Consider the following 19,148-nt stretch of genomic DNA (forward strand, 5'->3'; position numbering starts at 1 on the left):
CCATTAGCATCATCCCCCTCTAAATCATCATCACAATAGGCTTAATTTGTTGGTAGTCGGACACTGCATGCTGGATTTCCGCCTGCATCATGAGCTCAAATTACGTTAACACACATCGAATTTGTGTTTAAGATTCTAACATAAATAGTTTCTCTATCTTGAGTATTATTTGTGTAAGGAGAAACCAAAGGCAGATTTCCAGATTGAGCATCAGCCAAAGAACGATGGTAAGTTACAGTGTGAATATTGGAATCTTGAGTGCCTAAAATACCAGCAGTTTGCGATTCTAAATCAATAGATTGGGAAAAACCATTTCTTGCAGAACCATCAGAATTGTCATCACAAACCTCTAAATCATCTACAAAATTGGCAATTGGTACTGGGTTTACAACTAGATTAAAAGAAGTATGATCTGTAAAACAGCCAGTTGTATTATTTGTAACACGAACATAAATTGGTTGAGAATCGCGAATTGTATTTTCAAAAGGAGAAGTTAATTCGTCAATTCCTGCATTAGCATCAGTTTTAGATTCATGATAAGTTACAGTGAAATCAGTAGGATTTTGACCATTTAAAATGTCTGTTGTTTGCGATTCTAGATTAAAATATTGTACAATTCCGTTTGCAGTATCACCATCTAAAACGTCATCACATAATTCTAAATCTGGAACTATTTCAGCTGTTGGTACAGCATCAATTTGAAGATAAAATTCGCCTATTCCTTCACAATCATTATTAATTGTACTTAGAATTTTGTAAAAAATAGGGAATTGAATTCCGTTTGTAATATTGGTAACTTCGTTTTTAGTAATGTCGTTTCTAAAATTAGTAATATCAATTTCATTTAAAGAATTATCTCTATCATTTTCATTTTCATAAAAGAAAACTTCTGTATTTATTGGTGGATTTATACCATTTTCAATGGCAGTTTTGTCCAAATAAAAATTGGTGATATTATCTGTATCAGAATTGGCTGCAGTATCATTTCCATCAGCATCTAAAAAATCATCACAAACAGGAGGTTGAAGTTCGTTGTAAGAATTTCTGATAGTTTGTCCTACATTTATGGTTAATTCGCTTAATTCTGATGCACAAGAAAAATCAGAAATTACTTTTACATACACAGTTTCTGTAATATTTACTTGAACAGGATAGGAGGTAGGGTTTGCAATTAAATTTGCCCCAGCCATATCTTCATAATACTCAAAAGTAACATTAGCAGTTTCAGAAATGTTGTTTTCTGCCAAGGTTAAATTTACTGTGGTGTTTGTATCTGCAACTTCTATACACTGATTTAATTCTGGGTTTGGTTTTAAAATTGGTAAAGGATTTACAGTTAAGGTAATCGCGTTTGAAGTTTCTGTACAAGCATTACCAGTTCTGTTTAAAATTACTCTGTATTGATAATTATTATAACTTAATGGTGTATTTGTAAGCTGTAAATTATTAGAATTACTATTGTTATAAATTGCATTATCAGCAATAAGACTCCAAGTTGTGCCATCAGTAGAAACTTCCCATTGATATTGATCTGCAGTACTATTTATGGTGATAACATCTGTGTCGTTTTCACAGAAAATCACGTTTTCGAAAGGAGAAGTTATTTCTATTGGAGCATTTGTTATGTAATCTAAATTAGGACTTGTATAACCATCTGTATTGTTGATGATTTTTCCATTATCATTAACTGCAAAAGGAGTTGCGTCTAAAATTCCATCATCATTATTATCTGTAAAACCAGCTTCTGTAACATCATAACAGCTGTCATTATCAGCATCTAGTTCTACAAAATCAAAATCATTATCATTATCTGTGTTAGCAATAATATAATTTAATGAAAGTGTTTTAGCATCTGGAGTTGTTTCTAAATTATCAATTAATCCGTTTATACCAACAAGCGCGTTAGCGTTATCAATAATACCATCAAAATTGGTATCTAAATTATGTCCAGCTTCAGTAGAATCAAAAATTCCATCATTATCAGAATCTAAATCTATATAGTTTAAAATTCCATCATTATCAGAATCAATATTTAACATTCCAATAAACTTATCATCTAAACCATCTTGATTGGCATCTACCCCAGAAAGTGAACCCAATTCTAAATAGGCTTCATTAATATCAGGAATTCCATCATTATCAGAATCTAAATCGAATGCATCTTCAATATCATCATTATCTGAATCTTTTATAAAATTAGTTATTTTAAGACTACAAGACAATGAAGATTGGGTTGTGCCCTCATTATTATAATGTTCAAAAATAATTTCTTTAATATTATTAGCAAAAAAAGTGAAATCTGTGGTATTTGTTATTGTTGATGAAAAACTAAATCTTATTTCTGAGGATGAAAATTGTGTAACACCAGATTCGTAAATTCCATCAAAATTTGTGTCAATTAATAGAGAGGCATCAGTACTAATTAATGTAATATTTTTTGTGGCATCAGGCAGTCGTAAAATATAGTTTTCTTTATTGTTATTACTAGCTGTAGTTGTAGCAGCTCTCTCAAACTCAATATTAACTTTTTCAGAAAAAGTTAATGTATAACTATTAGAAGAAATAAGAGCAGGATTTACTGATGATGTAAAACTACTGTTAAAACCTCCAGAAAGTAAATTTGTTAAACCATCAGAATTACTCGACTGAAGGTTTCCTTCTATAGTAACTCCTTGCAATGCTGTGTTGCCAACTGGTTCTGGATTTGTAATATCTAGAAAATTTATGTCGGAATTTCCATTAGATTCATCAGAATTTAGAATTCCATCATTATCAATATCAACATCTAAATTATCTATTATACCATCATTATCATAATCATCTGGACAAATACTAACAGGTATTTCAATAGACTCAAAAGTAGTTCCAGTACAATCTATAGTACCAATTAAACGATATTTACCTGGTTCAGATTCTATGGGTTTGTAAGTATTGTTTGTACTTCTTACTTCCCAAGTTGAAGTAGTTTCATTATAATATTCCCATTTTATACTGTCGAATAAATCTGTGTTTGCAGATTCTAAAGTAAGGTTAGGAATGCAATTCCCTAAAGTAGAAACTGTGGTATTAAAATTAATTTCCGGAGCTGTTGGAAAACCAGAATAAAAACTACCAGAAGTTGCAGCTCCATTTACATTAAAATAAGCACAATAAAGTTCGTCACTACTATCTACAGATATATTTCCTGTTAGGTTGGTTACTTTGTAAGTTTCGTAATCTGCAATGCCATCATTGTCTATGTCTATTCCAAAAGGACCAGAAGTTGCAAAATTTGAGATCGGTAGAGAATTGATGTTTACAGTAGCATTTGCATTGGTTACAATGGTTACACCACCTGAAAATGTTACATTACCAATACTTTCTATGTTGGGTATATTGTCTACTTTTCCTCTGCTTTCGCAACTTAAAGGTGGTACAAAAAACATACCTTGGTTGGCTTCGCTTGTACTTGCACCCACTCCTTGATAAGCAAAAACAGGCTTAGAAGTTTTAACAAATAGGTTTCCATTTGATGTAAATTGATTTCCTTCTATTAAGCTATATTCACCTTTGTTTAGGGTTGTGCTTACACCATTTCCGTTAATACTAATAGTTGTATTATCTTCATGAGCCACAATAAGTACATTTTCCCAGCCATCATTTCCATCACCTTTTACAAAAATATAATCTGTACCTACTTTATCTAAACCAACAATTTGATCCATTCCATAATCTCTTCCTGTTCCATTATGAAAACTACCATTTGCAGAACCTGTGTTTACAACAATGTTTTTATCCGAAGAAATTAAAGTACCAATTAAACCATCTCTGTTTGTAATAACATCATCTGCACTTGTGGCTACAATATAACTTTCGCCTTCATTTAAAGTTACAGAAAACGGAAAAGCACCTGAATAATTTTTAATTTCTAAACCAGGTGTTATATCATCAAAAGTAACTTGAGTATTGTCTTCTGAAGCCATTACAGAAACAAAATTTAAGTAATTACTTTGCGGATTTTCATTAGTATACATACCTGCTCTAAAAGTTGTGCCTAATGCAGATGAACCTTTACTAACTAAGGCACCAGCTTGCGATCCACTACCAGCTAAAACTCGAATTGAAACGTAAATAACATCTGTTGCTTCTACTATATATCCTTTGTCTTTATGTACAGTTCCTGTTTGATTGGCATCTACAAAAAGTTGGCTATCTCCAGTAGCTATAAAAATTTCTTGTGGATTTGAGCTAGACACAATACCTGTAATATCAGTATCAGAACCAACTTGTTTTATGGTATAACTTACATCTTTATTACTTGGTGTAGATATATAAAAATATTGATTTTCAGGATTTGCATTTCCTTCTTCTGCATACGTTAAAGGTGGTATAAAATGCTTTTTACTTAATTGTGCATTTGCATCATTCAAATAAAATAAAGAAACAAAAATGACTAAAACTAAAAGTTTGGATTTCAATGAGTAATTATTTAATTAGGAATTATCTGCTAAAAATAATAAGAAATTAATAAAAAAGAATCATTCTTATTACAAACTTAGACCACAAACGTTCTAAATAGTTTAAAAAAAAATCATATACTTTTTAATGTATATGATTTTGTGTAAAATTATTAAATAAGATGTAATTCTTAATTAATGTGTTTTTTTATAATTCGGATTATAAATCTCTTTTTAATAATAATTTATAAGATAAATAAATGAATAAGAATGTCCAGAAAGAAACAATTAAAATGTTTGTAAAATCTACAGAATAACTTTTGGTAAAAGTCTCACCCATAGTATTTGCAGCAGATCTAACAGCACCTAATCTAGAAAAAGGTTCTTTAATTAAATTGGTCATAGATTCTAGAGGTAAAAACTGCATAAATTTATCTACAGTATTACTGGTGTGTTCATTTTCGTTAAACTGCCAAAAAAGATATCCTCTAAACATGTTTTCAATAATCAGCCAAACAAACATAGCTCCGATTGCAAAAGCAGAACGTTTAACTAAAATACCTAAGAATAAACCAAAAGAGAAAAAACCAACTAATTTTATAAAAAAAGCTAATAAATAATCTAAATCAGAAATAATTATGGCAAATTCATTATAATCTGAATACACTAAACCTAATACCAAAGAAACCACAAAAACAAAAACAGTAGAAACTGCTGCAAAAGCAATTACTGTATAAAATTTAGATAGTATGAATTCCTTTTTACTTAAACCATCTATTAGGTTTTGCTTTAGGGTTTTATAACTATATTCATTACTCATCATTGATACAATTACCAACAATAAAAAGAATTTTAAAATGGCAGCTACGTAAGTGTTAAAGTGCCATATATAAGGAAAATTAAAGATTCCTGCATCTGCTAAATGTAATTTAAAATTACCAAATTCAAATTTTATGGCAGCAATTAATGCAATTGATGTAAGCAAACCAAAGTAAATAATAGACAAAACTTTGCTTGCTCTATTGTACCTTAATTTATGAAATTCTATAGTAAGTAGTCTTAACATGACTTTATTTTTTTTTGATTAGTTGTTTTTTGTTAAATCCAAAAATTGTTGCTCTAAACTTGGTTTACGTTTTACTAAATGACTCAAAACAAAACCTTTATTAAATAAATCTTTATTAATTTCTGATGCTGATAAATTTTTACTTAACGTTGCAATTATTGTTTCATGATCTTTAGAAACCTTTAAAATTGAATCGTGATTTTCTAAAAATTCAATTAATTGCTCTTCTTTAGCTTCAACTTTAAGTTCTAATAAACCATTAGAGGATGTCATTTCATCTACTCTACCAGCGTATAATTTTACACCTTTTCTAATTACAACTACATGACTACAAACTTTTTCTACTTCGTCTAAAAGGTGAGAGGCTAACAAAATTGTAGTTCCATTAGCTGCAATTTTTTTAATGATTTCTCTAATTTCGTGAATTCCTTGCGGATCTAAACCATTTGTAGGTTCATCTAAAATTAATATTTCTGGGTCGTTTAACAAAGCAGATGCAATTGCCAAACGTTGTTTCATACCCAAAGAAAAAGTTTTAAACTTACTATCTCTTCTTTCAAAAAGATTTACTGTTGTTAGTTTCTCATTAATTTTTTCTGTTGATATTCCTTTTATTTTACAAATCAAAGCCAAATTCTGAGTAGCTGTCATGTAAGGATAAAAGTTAGGGCGTTCTATAATTGCACCAACTTTTTTTAAGGCTTCATGGGTAGATAGTTTTCCATCAAACCAAGAAAACTCGCCAGAAGTTCTGTTTACTACATTTAAGATTATACCTAAGGTTGTCGATTTTCCAGAGCCATTTGGACCTAGAATTCCGTAAACGTTTCCTTTTTGAATATCAAAAGAAAGATTATTTACAGCATGAACAGCTCCGTATTTTTTGTCTAAATTTTTAAGAGATAAGATTGTTTCCAAAGAAATTGATTTAGTCAGTTATAAAAAGTAAGACGACTAAAATACAATTTTGTTACGTAGAAAAACAGTTTTAAGTAGTACTAAGCAGTATTAAAATTTATGTTAAGTTTTAAATAGAGATGTATTCAATTAAATTTAACGATATTTAAATCCATAAACTTTCTGTAATTTATGATTCATAATGTCATTTGATGGAAAAACTTTCCATTTAATACCATCATTTTTTGATTTTAAAAATTTGATAAATTCTAAATATTCATTAGAATGCGCTACACTTGTAAATTTTAGTTTTTTTAATTCACCATTTATTTTATACTCAATTTTATTCTTTGTTGGGTTCTTTGAAGTAGAAATATATTCTATAGATAATAATTCAGAATATTCAATCGCAATTTTTCTATTTGTATAAAAAAAATCAATTTCAATTAATTCATCATTAAATTCAATTTCAAAAACATTTTTACGTTGATAAATTAAAATAGTAGCACAAACTGCCAAAGAAGAAAGTATTGTAATTATTTGAACTAAGATATTATCAATAGAATATAAGAAGCCAATTCCCATAGATATTATCATTATTGAAGCAAGAACAGATTGAAAAAAAGTAAAAGAAGAAGAAGAATTATATTTTTTCATTTATTGTTGTTAACAATGAACTTGATAATCAATACTCGTTAAAATCAAAATCATCAAAAATATCGAATTCATCATCATCTTCATCTTCTTCACCTTCTAATTTATCAGCAACAAATTCTTTTTCAGGTGCTTCTTCAGGAATTTCGCCAACAGTTAAAATAGTTTGTGGTAAATCGTCTCTTTTTTCTGATGAAATTTCAACTACATCAACATAAAACGTCCACATATTTAAAAAATCATAAACATAAATTAGTTTATCATTTTCTAGAGGTAAAGTTTCTTTTAAAATACAAGTTTGCATAGAAATAGCTTCGCCTGCTTCTGCCATATTAAACAACGGAATTTCATCACCTTGATTCCACTCATCATCAGTTTTATAAAAAGAGGCCATTTCTTGCCCTTCAAAACCAAAAGCAGTTGCAATTGAATTGTGTAAAACTTCTAAATTAATATGCTCATCAACCAAAATTGTTCTAATTACATCTTCTTTGGTGTCTAAGATAACTCGTATTTTGTACATATAATCGTTAAATATTGAGCTGCAAAAATACAATAAATTATGCTTATTTTTACATTCTTAATTATGCTTAAATGGATAAAGAAAAAACACTTATTACTTTAAATAATTTTAATAAAAATACTTTAATGGAAACTTTAGAAATAGAGTTTGTAGATGTGGGTTTAGATTTTGTAACTGCAAAAATGCCAGTAAATTCAAGGGTTTATCAGCCTTATGGTATTTTACATGGAGGTGCAACTGCAGCCTTAGCAGAAACTGTAGGTAGTTGTGCATCAGCTTTATTTGTAGATACAAAAACTAAAATTGTTAAAGGAATTGAGTTGAGTATTAACCACGTAAAAAGTGTTAAAGAAGGTTTTGTTTTTGGTATTGCAAAACCAATTCATAAAGGTAGAACTACACATTTATGGGAAATTAAAATTGTAGATGAAAAAGAGAACTTAATTTCTATTTGTAAACTTACCAATATTGTTTTAGACAAAAAGTAGTTGATGAGAATTTTTGATAAAGTGATACGTTATTATCACGAAAACTTACCTTTTGTAGTATATAGAAAACCCAATAAAAATACGATTTCTAGTTTTTTTATTGTTGATGATGAACTATATTTTACTAATAAATTTAAAGAATCTGGTTTTGTTTTTGCACCTTTTAATACAGATGAAAAATCCATTTTATTTCCTGTTGAAAAATCTGAATGCTTAACAGAAGAAATAGATTTAGAAATTGTTAATTCTGATGAAAACACTTTTTTTGTTGATGATAATTCCAAAGAAAATCATTTAAAGATTGTTGAAAAAACTATTGATAAAATAAAAAAATCGAATATAAAAAAGGTTGTAATTTCTAGAAAGGAGCTGGTTAATATCAGTAATTTTGATTTACTTGAAATTTATAAAAAACTTCTACAAAATTATAAAAATGCTTTTGTGTATTGTTGGTATCATCCAAAAGTTGGTTTGTGGTTTGGTGCAACACCAGAAACGCTTTTAAATATCGAAAATGATGTTTTTAAAACCATGTCTTTGGCTGGAACTCAGGTTGATAGAGGACAAGAAAAACCTCTTTGGAAAAGCAAAGAATTGGAAGAACAACAATTGGTTACCGATTTTATAGAACATCAATTGCATACAATTTCATCAAAATTAAAAATTGATAAAACTGAAACTGTAAAAGCAGGTAATTTACTCCATTTAAGAACCAGAGTAGAAGGGAAGCTTAGTGAAAAATCAGACTTAAAATCATTAATTAGAGCTTTACACCCAACACCTGCAGTTTGTGGTTTACCAAGAAATTTGGCAAAAGATTTTATTTTAGAAAACGAAAATTACGATAGAAGTTTTTATACTGGTTTTCTTGGTGAATTAAATTTGGATAAAAAATCATCACTTTTTGTGAATTTAAGATGTATGGCTATTAAAAATAAAACCGCTTCTATTTATATTGGTGGTGGAATTACAAAAGATAGTAAGGCAAAAAACGAGTGGCAAGAAACAGTTTCTAAGAGTAAAACAATGAAACGTGTGTTAAAATAAAAAACTGCAATCTTAAAAAAGATTGCAGTTTTTAAACGTGTAAATTGAATTTGAATTATATTTTTAAACTAACTAAATTTAAGAATTAACTTAAATTTTTAGTTAATTTTAAAATATTTTACTGTCTAAATATCATCAAAAGAAACATCTGTAAAACTCTGTGCAGAGTTTGTTTCTTCTGTAGTTGTGTTTTCTTCTTTTTTAAAGTCTTTTTGATGACGTTCGCTAATTACTTCATTACCTTTTTCTGTAATAATATAATCAGTTGCTTTTTTTAGCATTTCATGAAAATCAGAAAAATCTTCTTTATATAAATAAATTTTATGTTTTTGATAATGAAAAGATCCATCATCATGCGTAAATTTTTTACTTTCTGTAACAGTTAAATAATAATCGTCTGCTTTTGTAGCTCTTACATCAAAAAAATAGGTTCTTCTTCCTGCTCTTAATACTTGCGAAAAAATTTCCTCCTGTTCAACTCTCTCTGCCATAATCTTTTTTAAATAGTAGTTATTTTTTGTTTGTTATCTGTACAAATCTAACAAAATAATTAATGTAGCAATGTTAAACCTTAAAATTCTTTTTCTAAAAGTTGTTGTTCGTACAAATGTTTATAATATCCTTCTTGAGTTATAAGTTGATTGTGAGTTCCTTGTTGTATGATTTTACCATCATCTAATACAATAATTTTATCTGCATTTTTTGCTGATGAAACTCTGTGACTTATTATAAAAGTAGTTTTATTTTTAGACACTTTTTCTAAATTAGAAAGTATTTTTTCTTCTGTTTCTGTATCTACTGCTGATAAGCAATCATCAAAAATTAAAATTTTAGGATTTTTAATAATAGCTCTAGCAATAGAAACACGTTGTTTCTGTCCTCCAGAAAGTGTTACTCCACGTTCTCCTAAAATGGTATTATATCCGTTTTTAAAATCAGAAATATTACTGTGAATTACTGCATTTTTAGCAGCTTCAATAATTTCATTTTCAGTAGCATCTTCTTTCCCAAATTTAATATTATTACCAATTGTATCAGAAAACAAAAATGGATCTTGAGGTACAAAACCAATCTGGCTTCTAACATCATTTAAATTTGCTTTTTCAATTGGTTTGTCATCTAATAAAACTTCTCCTTTTGTGGTGTCATATAATCTAGAAATTAACTCAATAATTGTAGATTTACCAGAACCGGTTTTACCTAAAATAGCTAAAGTTTCACCAGAATTAACTGTAAAGTTGATATTTTTTAAAGCAGTAATATTAGTGTCATCATAAGTAAAAGTAACATCTTTAAAAGTTACTTTTCCGTAAATTTCTGTAGGTGTTTTGCTTTCGTTTTTAATTTCTGGTACTTGATCTAAGAACTCATTTATTCTTGCTTGAGATGCTTCTGCTTGTTGTACCATAGATGTAACCCAACCTACAACTGCAACTGGCCAAGTTAAAATGTTTACATACATAATAAACTCTATGATAACTCCAGATTTTATTTCGCCATTTATATATTGATTACCACCAACGTAAATTACAATTAAGTTGCTGATTCCGATTAAAAAAATCATTAAAGGAAAAAATAAAGCATTTGCTTTTTGTAGGTTGATGTTTTTTTCTTTGCTTAAATCTGAAATGGCATCAAAATCCTTAATAATTGAAGCTTCAATTCCATAAGATTTTACCACGTTTATCCCAGAAAAAAACTCTTGATTAAAAGTAGTTAGTTTCGATAAATATTGCTGAACTATTGTACTTCTTTTATGAATAACTCTACTTAAAATAAAGATAGAAATTGATAATAAAGGAAAAGGGATAAGTGTATATAAAGTAAGTTTTAAATCTACTCTAGCCATTTGTGTAAAACCGACTGCAAAAAGTACAATCATATTCATAGTGTACATTACAGCTGGCCCAACATACATTCTTACCTTACCTACATCTTCGCTAATTCTGTTCATTAAATCACCAGTTCTATTCTTTTTATAGAAATTAAGCGATAGTTTTTGGTATTGCTGATAGATTTCGTTTTTTAAATCGAATTCAATTAATCTAGAAGTTACAATAATTGTTTGCCTCATTAAAAAAGTAAAAAAACCACTTAAAAGAGCTAAACCAACAATTAAGAGCACATTCATTAACAGCGCCTCTTTAACAGTTGCTAAATCTGTAACAGAACCATTTAAATAATCTTCTACAGCGTTAAAAGATTCTTTTATTATTCTAGGTACTTGAAGCGCAAGTAGTTTAGATAAGACTGTTATTAACAATCCTGCTAAAATTCGCCATTTGTATTTAGAAAAATATTTGTTTAAATATTGTAATGCTTTCAAAAGAGAATTGAATTAAAAATAAAGCACGAATATACGAGAATCAGAAAGATATATTTTCTTAAAAAAGAATTAAAAAAGTAATGTTGAGAAACTAAATTAATACTACTTTTGCAAAGCAAATTAAAAAGCGATTTTAAGTTCTTTACAATGATTAACAGAAGACATATTCGAGTTAAAGTAATGCAATCTGTGTATGCTATACAACAATCTCATAATGACGATATTATTAGAGAAGAAAAGTTTTTAAAGCACAGTATTCTAAAAATGTACGATTTGTACGTTTTAAACTTTCAATTAATAATTGAAGTACAAAAACTAGCGGCAAAAAAAATAGCGCTTTCTAAAAAGAAAATTCTTGCTACTCAAGAAGATTTAAAGCCTAACACTAAATTTATAGACAATAAACTAATCAATCAACTTACTGAGAGTGTAAGTTTAGAGGGTTATGTTGAGTTAAATAAATTGAATAATTGGGAATTAGATGATGAATACGTAAAAATTATTTTTGATGAATTACAGAAAAGTGATTTATACAAGAAATATTTAAATACTGTTGATGATTCTTTTAAAGTAGACAAAGCTTTTGTAATCGATTTTTTTAAAGAAATTATAGCTCCTAACGAAAAGTTAGCAGAGTATTATGAAGATAAAATGATTTCTTGGGTAGATGATATACCATTTGTAAATACTTGGGTTGTTAAAACTTTAAGCAAGTGTAAGCAAGACAAAACCTTTATATTAAGTAGATTGTATAAAGATAAAGATGATGAAGAGTTTGTGTCTAAATTATTCAAAAAAACAGTTTTAAAACATAAAACTTACGAACAAGATATTACTGCAAAAACGCCAAATTGGGAAACTGATAGAATTGCAGATATAGATATGATTTTAATTAAAATGGCAATTACAGAGTTTGTAAGTTTTCCTTCAATACCAGTAAGAGTTACCATTAATGAATTTATAGAAATAGCTAAAGATTACTCAACAACTAAAAGTAGTTATTTTATAAATGGGGTTTTAGATAAAATATCTAAAGAGTTTACAAAAGACAAAAGAATTGTTAAAATAGGTAGAGGATTACTTTAAGATTAATCATTTAAACAAATATTTATTATTTTTACACAAATTTTAAGAATTATGAGAAAAATAACAATTTTATTCGCATTTATAGTTTCATCAAGTTTATATATTTCTTGTGATAAAGCAAACCCAAGTGCAAAGATTAATAAAGAAAATTTAGAAGTAGCAAAAACAAGAGATGTGGCTATTAAAAAAGGTGCAGCTTCAATTGCATTCGAAAACACAGAATTTGATTTCGGTACTGTAAATGAGGGAGAAGTTGTAGAAACTGTTTTTAAAGTTACTAACTCTGGTAAAACAGATTTAATTATTACTGATGCTAAAGTTACTTGTGGTTGTACAGTACCTGTTTGGCCTAAAAAACCTATTAAACCAGGAGAAACTGAAAACATACAAGTAAGATTTAATACAAGTGGTAAAAGAAATAGACAACAGAAAAATATTACTTTAATTACAAATACCGAAACTGGAAGAGAGATTTTAACTCTTAAAGGTATGGTAACACCAAAAGCAAAATCATAATTTAATTTTTATAATGGATTCAGGAACTTTAGCAAGTATGTTGCCATTCGTGGCAATGTTTATCGTCTTATATTTTTTTATTTTAAGACCACAAATTAACCGTCAAAAAAAGGAAAAGGCTTTTCAAGCTGAAATTAAAAAAGGAGCGAAAGTTATTACCACTAGTGGTATTCACGGTAAAATTATCGAGATAAATGCTAATGATAACACCATCACTTTAGAAACAGGGGCAGGTAAGATTAAATTTGAACGCTCTTCAATTTCTATGGAAATGAGTAAAAAACATACAGCACCAGCTAAAAAATAATATTTTATTACAATAAATAAAAGTGAGCTTTTTCTTTAATTAGAGAAAGCTCACTTTTTTGTTTACAAGCTTTTCAGTAGATTGCATTAAATTTAATTTAGGTGAAAACTTCAAAGAAAATACCAAAAACATTTATAACTTTTTTAATAATCTCATCATTAATTTGGTTATTAATTACGTTTTCTAAAGAATATAAATCCGTACTAACTTTTGCTGTAAACTATACAAATATTGCTCAAGATAAGTTATTACAAGAAACACCAATTAAAGAAATAGATATTGCAGTAAAAGCAACAGGTTTTAAGATTTTAAGATCTAAAATTAGAAATAAAATAATAGATTTAGATGCTTCTGTTTTAAAAAGGAAAAAGAATTCTAAATTTTATTTTTTACCCCAAAATCAAACGTTAAAAATTCAGAAACAATTAATCTCTGGTGTAGAATTACAAAAGATTATACAAGATACTATTTACTTAAATTTGGGTGTTTTAACCTCTAAAAAAGTGGCTTTACAACCAGAACTAGATATTAAATATCATATTGGTTATGATCTTTTGGGTGAAATTAGTTATCAACCAGATTCTATTGTTATTTCTGGACCAAAATCTCAATTAAAAAACATTAATCATCTTAAATTAAGTAAATTAGTTTTAAATGACGTTAAGGCAGATTTTAGCAAAGAAGTAAAAATATTAAATCCAGAAAAACAGAAAAAACTTAAATATAAAGTACTCAAAGCAACAATTTCTGGTAAAGTAGATAAGTTTACAGAAGGTAAATTGCAGGTGCCTTTTGATATTATAAATTTACCAGCAAATACAAACTTAACAACTTTAACAGAAAATATTGAAGTAGTTTTTGTGGTAGCTTTATCTAATTTTACAAAAGTTTCTAAAGCTTCTTTTAAAATTGAGTGTGATTATTCTATATCAGAAAAAAATAATTTAGGCTATTTAATACCTAAAGTTATTACAAAGCCAGATTTTTTAAAGAATATTAAAATTACGCCTACTAAAATTGATTTCTTAATTCAAAAATAAATGAAAATTGTTGGTTTAACTGGTGGTATTGGTAGTGGTAAAACTACAGTAGCAAATTTCTTTGCAGAAAATAAAAATGTTGCTATTTATATTGCTGATGTAGAAGCTAAAAAGTTGATGAATTCATCAGAAATCATCAAACAAAAATTAATTAAGAATTTTGGTAAAGATGCATACATTGATAATGTTTTAAATAGAAAGTTTATTGCTAACCTTGTTTTTAAAAATAAAGAAAAATTATCAGAATTAAATGCAATTGTACATCCAGAAGTAAAAAAACATTTTCAAGAGTTTATCAAAAAAAATAATGATAAAGATTATATTATCTATGAAAATGCCATTTTATTTGAAAGTAAAAGTAATTTATATTGCAATATTATTATAACTGTTTATGCAGATATAGATACTAAAATTAATAGAGTAATTTCTAGAGATTCATCTACTAAAAAAGAAGTATTAAATAGAATGCAAAATCAATGGAAAGACAATAAAAAAATAATACAATCTAACTATATTATTTTGAATAAAAATCTTGATGAAACTAAAATAAAAGTAAGCAAAATCCATCATATTTTAACAGTAAGCTTCTAAATCGTTAGTTAATTTGCAAGGTTATTGTTAAATAACTCTTAAATTCTCTTCATTTTTGTTAATCAACGTTAAAAACGCGAAGTGCAATTTTTTAATGACTTAACTTTGATTTATGGGCAAAAAAATGTTTGTGCTTATTGTTATTTTAATGAGCATTTCTTTAATAGGAATTATTGCTGTTCAGCTCTATTGGATTAACAATGCAGTAGAAAGCAGAAGAGAACAATTTAAAAACGATGTTCAGATTTCTTTGGGTAATGTTGCACAAAGAATTAATGAAAATGAAAGAGCTGCTTTAGAAAAGAAATATCAAGGTATTTTAGAAAGTACGGTTCTTGCAGATGAAGCTCAAATTAAAAATTTTCTATTTCAAGAAATAGATACAACAACAAATGAAAAGTTTACATACGGAGGTACAATTTTAGAAGAAAATTTTAAAATGCCAACTGACTTCTTAGATAATGATAGTATTATCGTTAAAAGGATTAATGTTAAAAATGATTTTTTTCAATCGAAATTAATTAAAGGTGCAGACAATCTATTTTCTACTACAGATGAAAAAAGATATTCTTTTACTAAAAGATTAAAAAGTATAGAAAAAAGTGAATTTGAAGAAATTTTTAGAAATCATAATAAATTAAAACCAATACAAAGTAGAGTTAGTAATAGAGAATTAAATGAAACAATAAAAGAAGAATTACAAAAAAGAAATATCATTTTAGATTTTAAATATGGTGTTTATAGTAATGATGGTTTAGCAACAAAATTAAAATCTGGTTATTATACAATAAATAAGGATGATAGCATTAAATATCCATTGTTTAGTGATGGAGAAGGTATCCCAGAATACTTGTTGCATATTTCGTTTCCATTAAAACACAAGCATATTTTATCTGGTATTTCTAATATATTATTACTGTCTTTATTTTTTATTTTTATAATTATTATTGCTTTTTCAAGTTCTTTGTATCAGTTAACAAAACAGAAAAAAATATCAGAAATTAAAACTGATTTTATAAATAATATGACACACGAATTTAAAACGCCAATAGCAACAATTAACTTGGCTTTAGATTCTATAAAAAACCCTAAAATTATTAGTGATAACGAAAAAGTTTTACGTTACATTAATATGATTAGAGATGAAAATAAAAGGATGCATACGCAAGTAGAAAATGTTTTGCGTATTTCTAGATTAGAAAAAAATCAATTAGATATAAGTAAAAGTGTAATTGATATTCATGATGTTATGGAAGACGCCATTAATCATGTTAGTTTATTAATCAAAGATAGAAATGGCTCTGTCAATACACATTTTGAGGCCATTGTTTCTGAAATATCTGGTAATGAATTTCATTTAACAAATGTTTTTGTTAATATTTTAGAAAACGGAATTAAATATACAGTTGGTGCACCAATAATTGATGTTTATACTGAAAGTACCAACAAGTTTTTTATAATTAAAGTAAAAGACCAAGGAATTGGAATGAGCAAAAATGTTCAAAAAAATGTTTTTGATAAATTTTATAGAGAACAAAAAGGAAATGTACATGATGTAAAAGGTCATGGTTTAGGCTTAGCCTATGTTAAAGAAATTGTAGAAAAACACCATGGTACAGTGTTTGTGGAAAGTGAAAAAGGAAAAGGAAGCATATTTACAGTGAAATTACCTTTAATTTAAAAGTTTAAAAATGGGAAGTAAAAAGATTTTATTAGTTGAGGATGATCCAAATTTTGGAACAGTCTTAAAAGATTATTTAGCGTTAAACGATTATAACGTTACGCATGCAAAAGATGGTATAGAGGGTTTAATTATGTTTAAAAACAGCGATTACGATTTATGTATTTTAGATGTAATGATGCCTCGTAAAGACGGTTTTTCTTTAGCACAAGACATTAGAGTAACAAACAAAGAAGTGCCAATTATATTCTTAACTGCAAAAACGTTAAAAGAAGATGTTTTAAAAGGTTATGCAGTAGGTGCAGATGATTATTTGAATAAACCTTTTGATTCTGAAGTATTATTGCACAAAATTAAAGCAATTTTACAAAGAAAAGAAACAGATAAATCTACTGAATCTGAACAGTTTGAGTTTGAAATTGGATCTTTTTTCTTTAACTCTAAATTACGTCATTTATCTGTTGGTAAAGATGGTGAGCCTAGTAAATTATCGCCAAAAGAAAGTAAATTGTTACGTATGTTAGCAATTCATAAAAATGATTTAATGCCAAGAGAATTAGCTCTTACAAAAATTTGGAGAGATGATAACTATTTTACTTCTAGAAGTATGGATGTTTATATTGCAAAATTACGTAAGTATTTAAAAGAAGATGAAAATGTTGAAATCTTAAATATACATGGAGAAGGGTTTAGATTGGTTGATAAATCATAGAAATTAGAATTACTTCCTCAAAATAATATAACTCAACTTAGTATTAAGTTGAGTTTTTTTGTATTTTTATAATATGGCAGAAATCATTAAAATATATAATGATAACCCAAATCAAAGAGCAATTGATAAGGTTGTAAGCATTCTAAAAAAAGGTGGTTTAATAATTTATCCTACAGATACTGTTTATGGATTAGGTTGCGATATTACCAATACAAAAGCTTTAGAAAAAATAGCCAAAATTAAAGGAGTGAAACTAGAAAAAGCCAATTTTTCTTTTGTTTGTAACGATTTAAGTCATTTGTCAGATTATATAAAACAGATAGATTCACCTACTTTTAAGCTATTAAAACGTGCTTTACCAGGTCCTTATACTTTTATTTTACCTGGTAGTAATAATTTGCCTAGAGCTTTTAAGAAAAGAAAAACAGTAGGTATTCGTATTCCAGATAATAATATTGCAAGAACTTTAGTTTCCTCATTAGGAAATCCAATTGTTTCTACATCTATAAGAGATGATGATGATATTTTAGAATATACCACAGACCCAGAATTGATTTATGAAAAATGGCAGAACCTAGTTGATGTTGTGGTAGATGGTGGTTATGGAGATAATTATGCTTCTACAATTATAGACTTAACAGATTCTGAACCAGAAGTTATTAGAGAAGGTAAAGGAAGTTTAAATATTCTTTAGGTTATTTTTTAAGTTGCAAAATTGTAAAGTTGCAAAGTAATAACGTTGTAAATTTGTTTATTTTTAGTTCTTTAGTAATTATCTTAAATTCTTAAACTCTTTTCTACCTAGAACAAAATATTGCCAAACAATACTCGTGTGCAAATTGTAATCTTGTTTTTTTTGCAATCGTTTACGTTTTTTTAAGAATTTAAAAAAGTTTCTGTAAAAACTAAAATGTGCTTTTAAAATAGCCCAAGTATGAATAGGTCTCAACTCAAAAATAAACTTAACACCAGCAATTCCATCTAAAACTAAACGAGAAAAAACAACAAACAGAAACCACTTTTTTGGTACATTTTTAACCACATTTAATAAACTATTCCTAAAATTTAAATAGGTTTTATGCGGATTTGTTTCTTGTAAAGTTGCACCACCAACATGGAAAATAGTAGAAGTACCAACATATTTTACTTTATAACCAATATTTTGAGTTCTCCAACACAAATCAATTTCTTCTTGATGGGCAAAATAATCTTCATCAAAACCACCTATTTTATGATAAATAGTTGAGCGAATAAATAGACAAGCACCTGAAGCCCAAAATATTTCTGAAATATCATTAAATTGATTTTCATTTGTTTCTAAATGATTAAAAACTCGGCCTCTACAATAAGGATAACCATATAAATCTATAAAGCCACCACCTGCACCTGCATATTCGAATTTAGATTTGTCTTTATAATCTAAAATTTTTGGTTGAATAATAGCCGTTTTTTCATCACTTTTAAAAACATCTAAAATAGGAGAGAGCCAATTTTTAGTAACTTCTACATCAGAATTAATTAGGCAATAAATATCTGCATTAATATTTTGCAAAGCATCATTATAACCTTTTGCATAACCACCATTTACAGCATTTTTAATAATTTTTACTGATGGGAAATTTGCTTTAATAAAAGAAATGGAAATATCTGTAGATGCATTATCTGCTACGTAAATTTCAGCTTCATTGGCACTAAAATTTACAATAGAGGGTAAGAACTGTTTTAGCAGTTTTTGGCCATTCCAATTTAATATTACGATTGCAGTTTTCAAGGTTGCA

The 19,148-nt window shown here is 27.5% G+C and carries 18 protein-coding genes; 10 read left to right on the plus strand and 8 right to left on the minus strand.

Annotated features, from left to right (window positions below):
* Positions 1–95: 95 nt before the first annotated feature.
* The 5 genes from KO506_RS16395 to KO506_RS16415 all read right to left on the minus strand — a co-directional run bounded on the left by KO506_RS16395 (position 96) and on the right by KO506_RS16415 (position 7,576).
* On the minus strand, positions 96–4,457 hold the full coding sequence (locus KO506_RS16395) for an IgGFc-binding protein (protein WP_215996013.1): 4,362 nt from the start codon (positions 4,455–4,457) through the stop codon (positions 96–98).
* A 199-nt stretch (positions 4,458–4,656) separates the two neighbouring features.
* On the minus strand, positions 4,657–5,502 hold the full coding sequence (locus tag KO506_RS16400) for an ABC transporter permease (protein ID WP_215996014.1): 846 nt from the start codon (positions 5,500–5,502) through the stop codon (positions 4,657–4,659).
* An 18-nt stretch (positions 5,503–5,520) separates the two neighbouring features.
* Positions 5,521–6,420: an ABC transporter ATP-binding protein gene (locus tag KO506_RS16405; RefSeq protein ID WP_215996015.1), complete on the minus strand. Its 900-nt coding sequence runs from the start codon at positions 6,418–6,420 to the stop codon at positions 5,521–5,523.
* A gap of 135 nt (positions 6,421–6,555) precedes the next feature.
* Positions 6,556–7,056, minus strand: coding sequence for a hypothetical protein (locus tag KO506_RS16410; RefSeq protein ID WP_215996016.1), 501 nt, complete (start codon positions 7,054–7,056; stop codon positions 6,556–6,558).
* 28 nt (positions 7,057–7,084) lie between these two features.
* Positions 7,085–7,576: a plasmid pRiA4b ORF-3 family protein gene (locus KO506_RS16415; protein WP_215996017.1), complete on the minus strand. Its 492-nt coding sequence runs from the start codon at positions 7,574–7,576 to the stop codon at positions 7,085–7,087.
* Between the two features lie 71 nt (positions 7,577–7,647).
* Between KO506_RS16415 and KO506_RS16420 the strand changes: the two genes are divergently transcribed.
* Both KO506_RS16420 and KO506_RS16425 read left to right on the plus strand, forming a co-directional pair.
* Positions 7,648–8,064 carry a PaaI family thioesterase gene (locus KO506_RS16420; protein ID WP_215996018.1) on the plus strand — a complete coding sequence of 139 codons (417 nt, stop codon included), beginning with the start codon at positions 7,648–7,650 and terminating at the stop codon, positions 8,062–8,064.
* A gap of 3 nt (positions 8,065–8,067) precedes the next feature.
* Positions 8,068–9,111, plus strand: coding sequence for a chorismate-binding protein (locus KO506_RS16425; protein ID WP_215996019.1), 1,044 nt, complete (start codon positions 8,068–8,070; stop codon positions 9,109–9,111).
* A gap of 125 nt (positions 9,112–9,236) precedes the next feature.
* Here KO506_RS16425 and KO506_RS16430 read toward each other — a convergent pair whose 3' ends face one another.
* Together KO506_RS16430 and KO506_RS16435 are read right to left on the minus strand one after the other, a co-directional pair.
* A complete protein-coding gene (locus KO506_RS16430; protein WP_215996020.1) occupies positions 9,237–9,602 on the minus strand; it encodes a PUR family DNA/RNA-binding protein in 366 nt (121 codons plus the stop codon).
* 80 nt (positions 9,603–9,682) lie between these two features.
* Positions 9,683–11,437 (minus strand): ABC transporter ATP-binding protein, encoded by a 1,755-nt coding sequence (locus KO506_RS16435; RefSeq protein ID WP_215996021.1) that lies wholly within the window; start codon positions 11,435–11,437, stop codon positions 9,683–9,685.
* 147 nt (positions 11,438–11,584) lie between these two features.
* Between KO506_RS16435 and nusB the strand changes: the two genes are divergently transcribed.
* From nusB to KO506_RS16475, 8 genes are all read left to right on the plus strand, one after another.
* Entirely contained in the window at positions 11,585–12,523 is a 939-nt protein-coding gene (gene nusB, locus KO506_RS16440) for a transcription antitermination factor NusB (RefSeq protein WP_215996022.1), read from the plus strand.
* 51 nt (positions 12,524–12,574) lie between these two features.
* Complete coding sequence (locus KO506_RS16445; RefSeq protein WP_215996023.1) at positions 12,575–13,039, plus strand: DUF1573 domain-containing protein; 465 nt, start codon at positions 12,575–12,577, stop codon at positions 13,037–13,039.
* A gap of 13 nt (positions 13,040–13,052) precedes the next feature.
* Positions 13,053–13,346, plus strand: coding sequence for a preprotein translocase subunit YajC (gene yajC, locus KO506_RS16450; RefSeq protein WP_215996024.1), 294 nt, complete (start codon positions 13,053–13,055; stop codon positions 13,344–13,346).
* A gap of 101 nt (positions 13,347–13,447) precedes the next feature.
* A complete protein-coding gene (locus KO506_RS17230; protein ID WP_215996025.1) occupies positions 13,448–14,386 on the plus strand; it encodes a CdaR family protein in 939 nt (312 codons plus the stop codon).
* The gene (coaE, locus tag KO506_RS16460) at positions 14,387–14,977 is read left to right on the plus strand and encodes a dephospho-CoA kinase (protein WP_215996026.1); all 591 of its coding nucleotides are present in this window, start codon (positions 14,387–14,389) and stop codon (positions 14,975–14,977) included.
* Positions 14,978–15,089: 112 nt separating this feature from the next.
* Positions 15,090–16,658 (plus strand): sensor histidine kinase, encoded by a 1,569-nt coding sequence (locus KO506_RS16465; RefSeq protein WP_215996027.1) that lies wholly within the window; start codon positions 15,090–15,092, stop codon positions 16,656–16,658.
* A gap of 10 nt (positions 16,659–16,668) precedes the next feature.
* Positions 16,669–17,370 carry a response regulator transcription factor gene (locus KO506_RS16470; RefSeq protein ID WP_215996028.1) on the plus strand — a complete coding sequence of 234 codons (702 nt, stop codon included), beginning with the start codon at positions 16,669–16,671 and terminating at the stop codon, positions 17,368–17,370.
* Positions 17,371–17,443: 73 nt separating this feature from the next.
* A complete protein-coding gene (locus KO506_RS16475; RefSeq protein ID WP_215996029.1) occupies positions 17,444–18,064 on the plus strand; it encodes an L-threonylcarbamoyladenylate synthase in 621 nt (206 codons plus the stop codon).
* Between the two features lie 78 nt (positions 18,065–18,142).
* Here the strand turns inward: KO506_RS16475 and KO506_RS16480 are convergent, their stop codons facing one another.
* Positions 18,143–19,141 carry a glycosyltransferase family 2 protein gene (locus KO506_RS16480; RefSeq protein ID WP_215996030.1) on the minus strand — a complete coding sequence of 333 codons (999 nt, stop codon included), beginning with the start codon at positions 19,139–19,141 and terminating at the stop codon, positions 18,143–18,145.
* Between the last annotated feature and the right edge of the window lie 7 nt (positions 19,142–19,148).

The organism is Polaribacter vadi (genome assembly GCF_018861005.1).
Classification (GTDB): domain Bacteria; phylum Bacteroidota; class Bacteroidia; order Flavobacteriales; family Flavobacteriaceae; genus Polaribacter; species Polaribacter vadi_A.

Coding starts and splice junctions, on each gene's coding strand:
- KO506_RS16400 (WP_215996014.1), bottom strand. CDS start 5,502: ATGTTAAGACTACTTACTATAGAATTTCATAAATTAAGGTACAATAGA.
- KO506_RS16410 (WP_215996016.1), bottom strand. CDS start 7,056: ATGAAAAAATATAATTCTTCTTCTTCTTTTACTTTTTTTCAATCTGTT.
- KO506_RS16415 (WP_215996017.1), bottom strand. CDS start 7,576: ATGTACAAAATACGAGTTATCTTAGACACCAAAGAAGATGTAATTAGA.
- KO506_RS16420 (WP_215996018.1), top strand. CDS start 7,648: ATGGATAAAGAAAAAACACTTATTACTTTAAATAATTTTAATAAAAAT.
- KO506_RS16425 (WP_215996019.1), top strand. CDS start 8,068: ATGAGAATTTTTGATAAAGTGATACGTTATTATCACGAAAACTTACCT.
- KO506_RS16430 (WP_215996020.1), bottom strand. CDS start 9,602: ATGGCAGAGAGAGTTGAACAGGAGGAAATTTTTTCGCAAGTATTAAGA.
- nusB (WP_215996022.1), top strand. CDS start 11,585: ATGATTAACAGAAGACATATTCGAGTTAAAGTAATGCAATCTGTGTAT.
- KO506_RS16445 (WP_215996023.1), top strand. CDS start 12,575: ATGAGAAAAATAACAATTTTATTCGCATTTATAGTTTCATCAAGTTTA.
- yajC (WP_215996024.1), top strand. CDS start 13,053: ATGGATTCAGGAACTTTAGCAAGTATGTTGCCATTCGTGGCAATGTTT.
- coaE (WP_215996026.1), top strand. CDS start 14,387: ATGAAAATTGTTGGTTTAACTGGTGGTATTGGTAGTGGTAAAACTACA.
- KO506_RS16465 (WP_215996027.1), top strand. CDS start 15,090: ATGGGCAAAAAAATGTTTGTGCTTATTGTTATTTTAATGAGCATTTCT.
- KO506_RS16470 (WP_215996028.1), top strand. CDS start 16,669: ATGGGAAGTAAAAAGATTTTATTAGTTGAGGATGATCCAAATTTTGGA.
- KO506_RS16475 (WP_215996029.1), top strand. CDS start 17,444: ATGGCAGAAATCATTAAAATATATAATGATAACCCAAATCAAAGAGCA.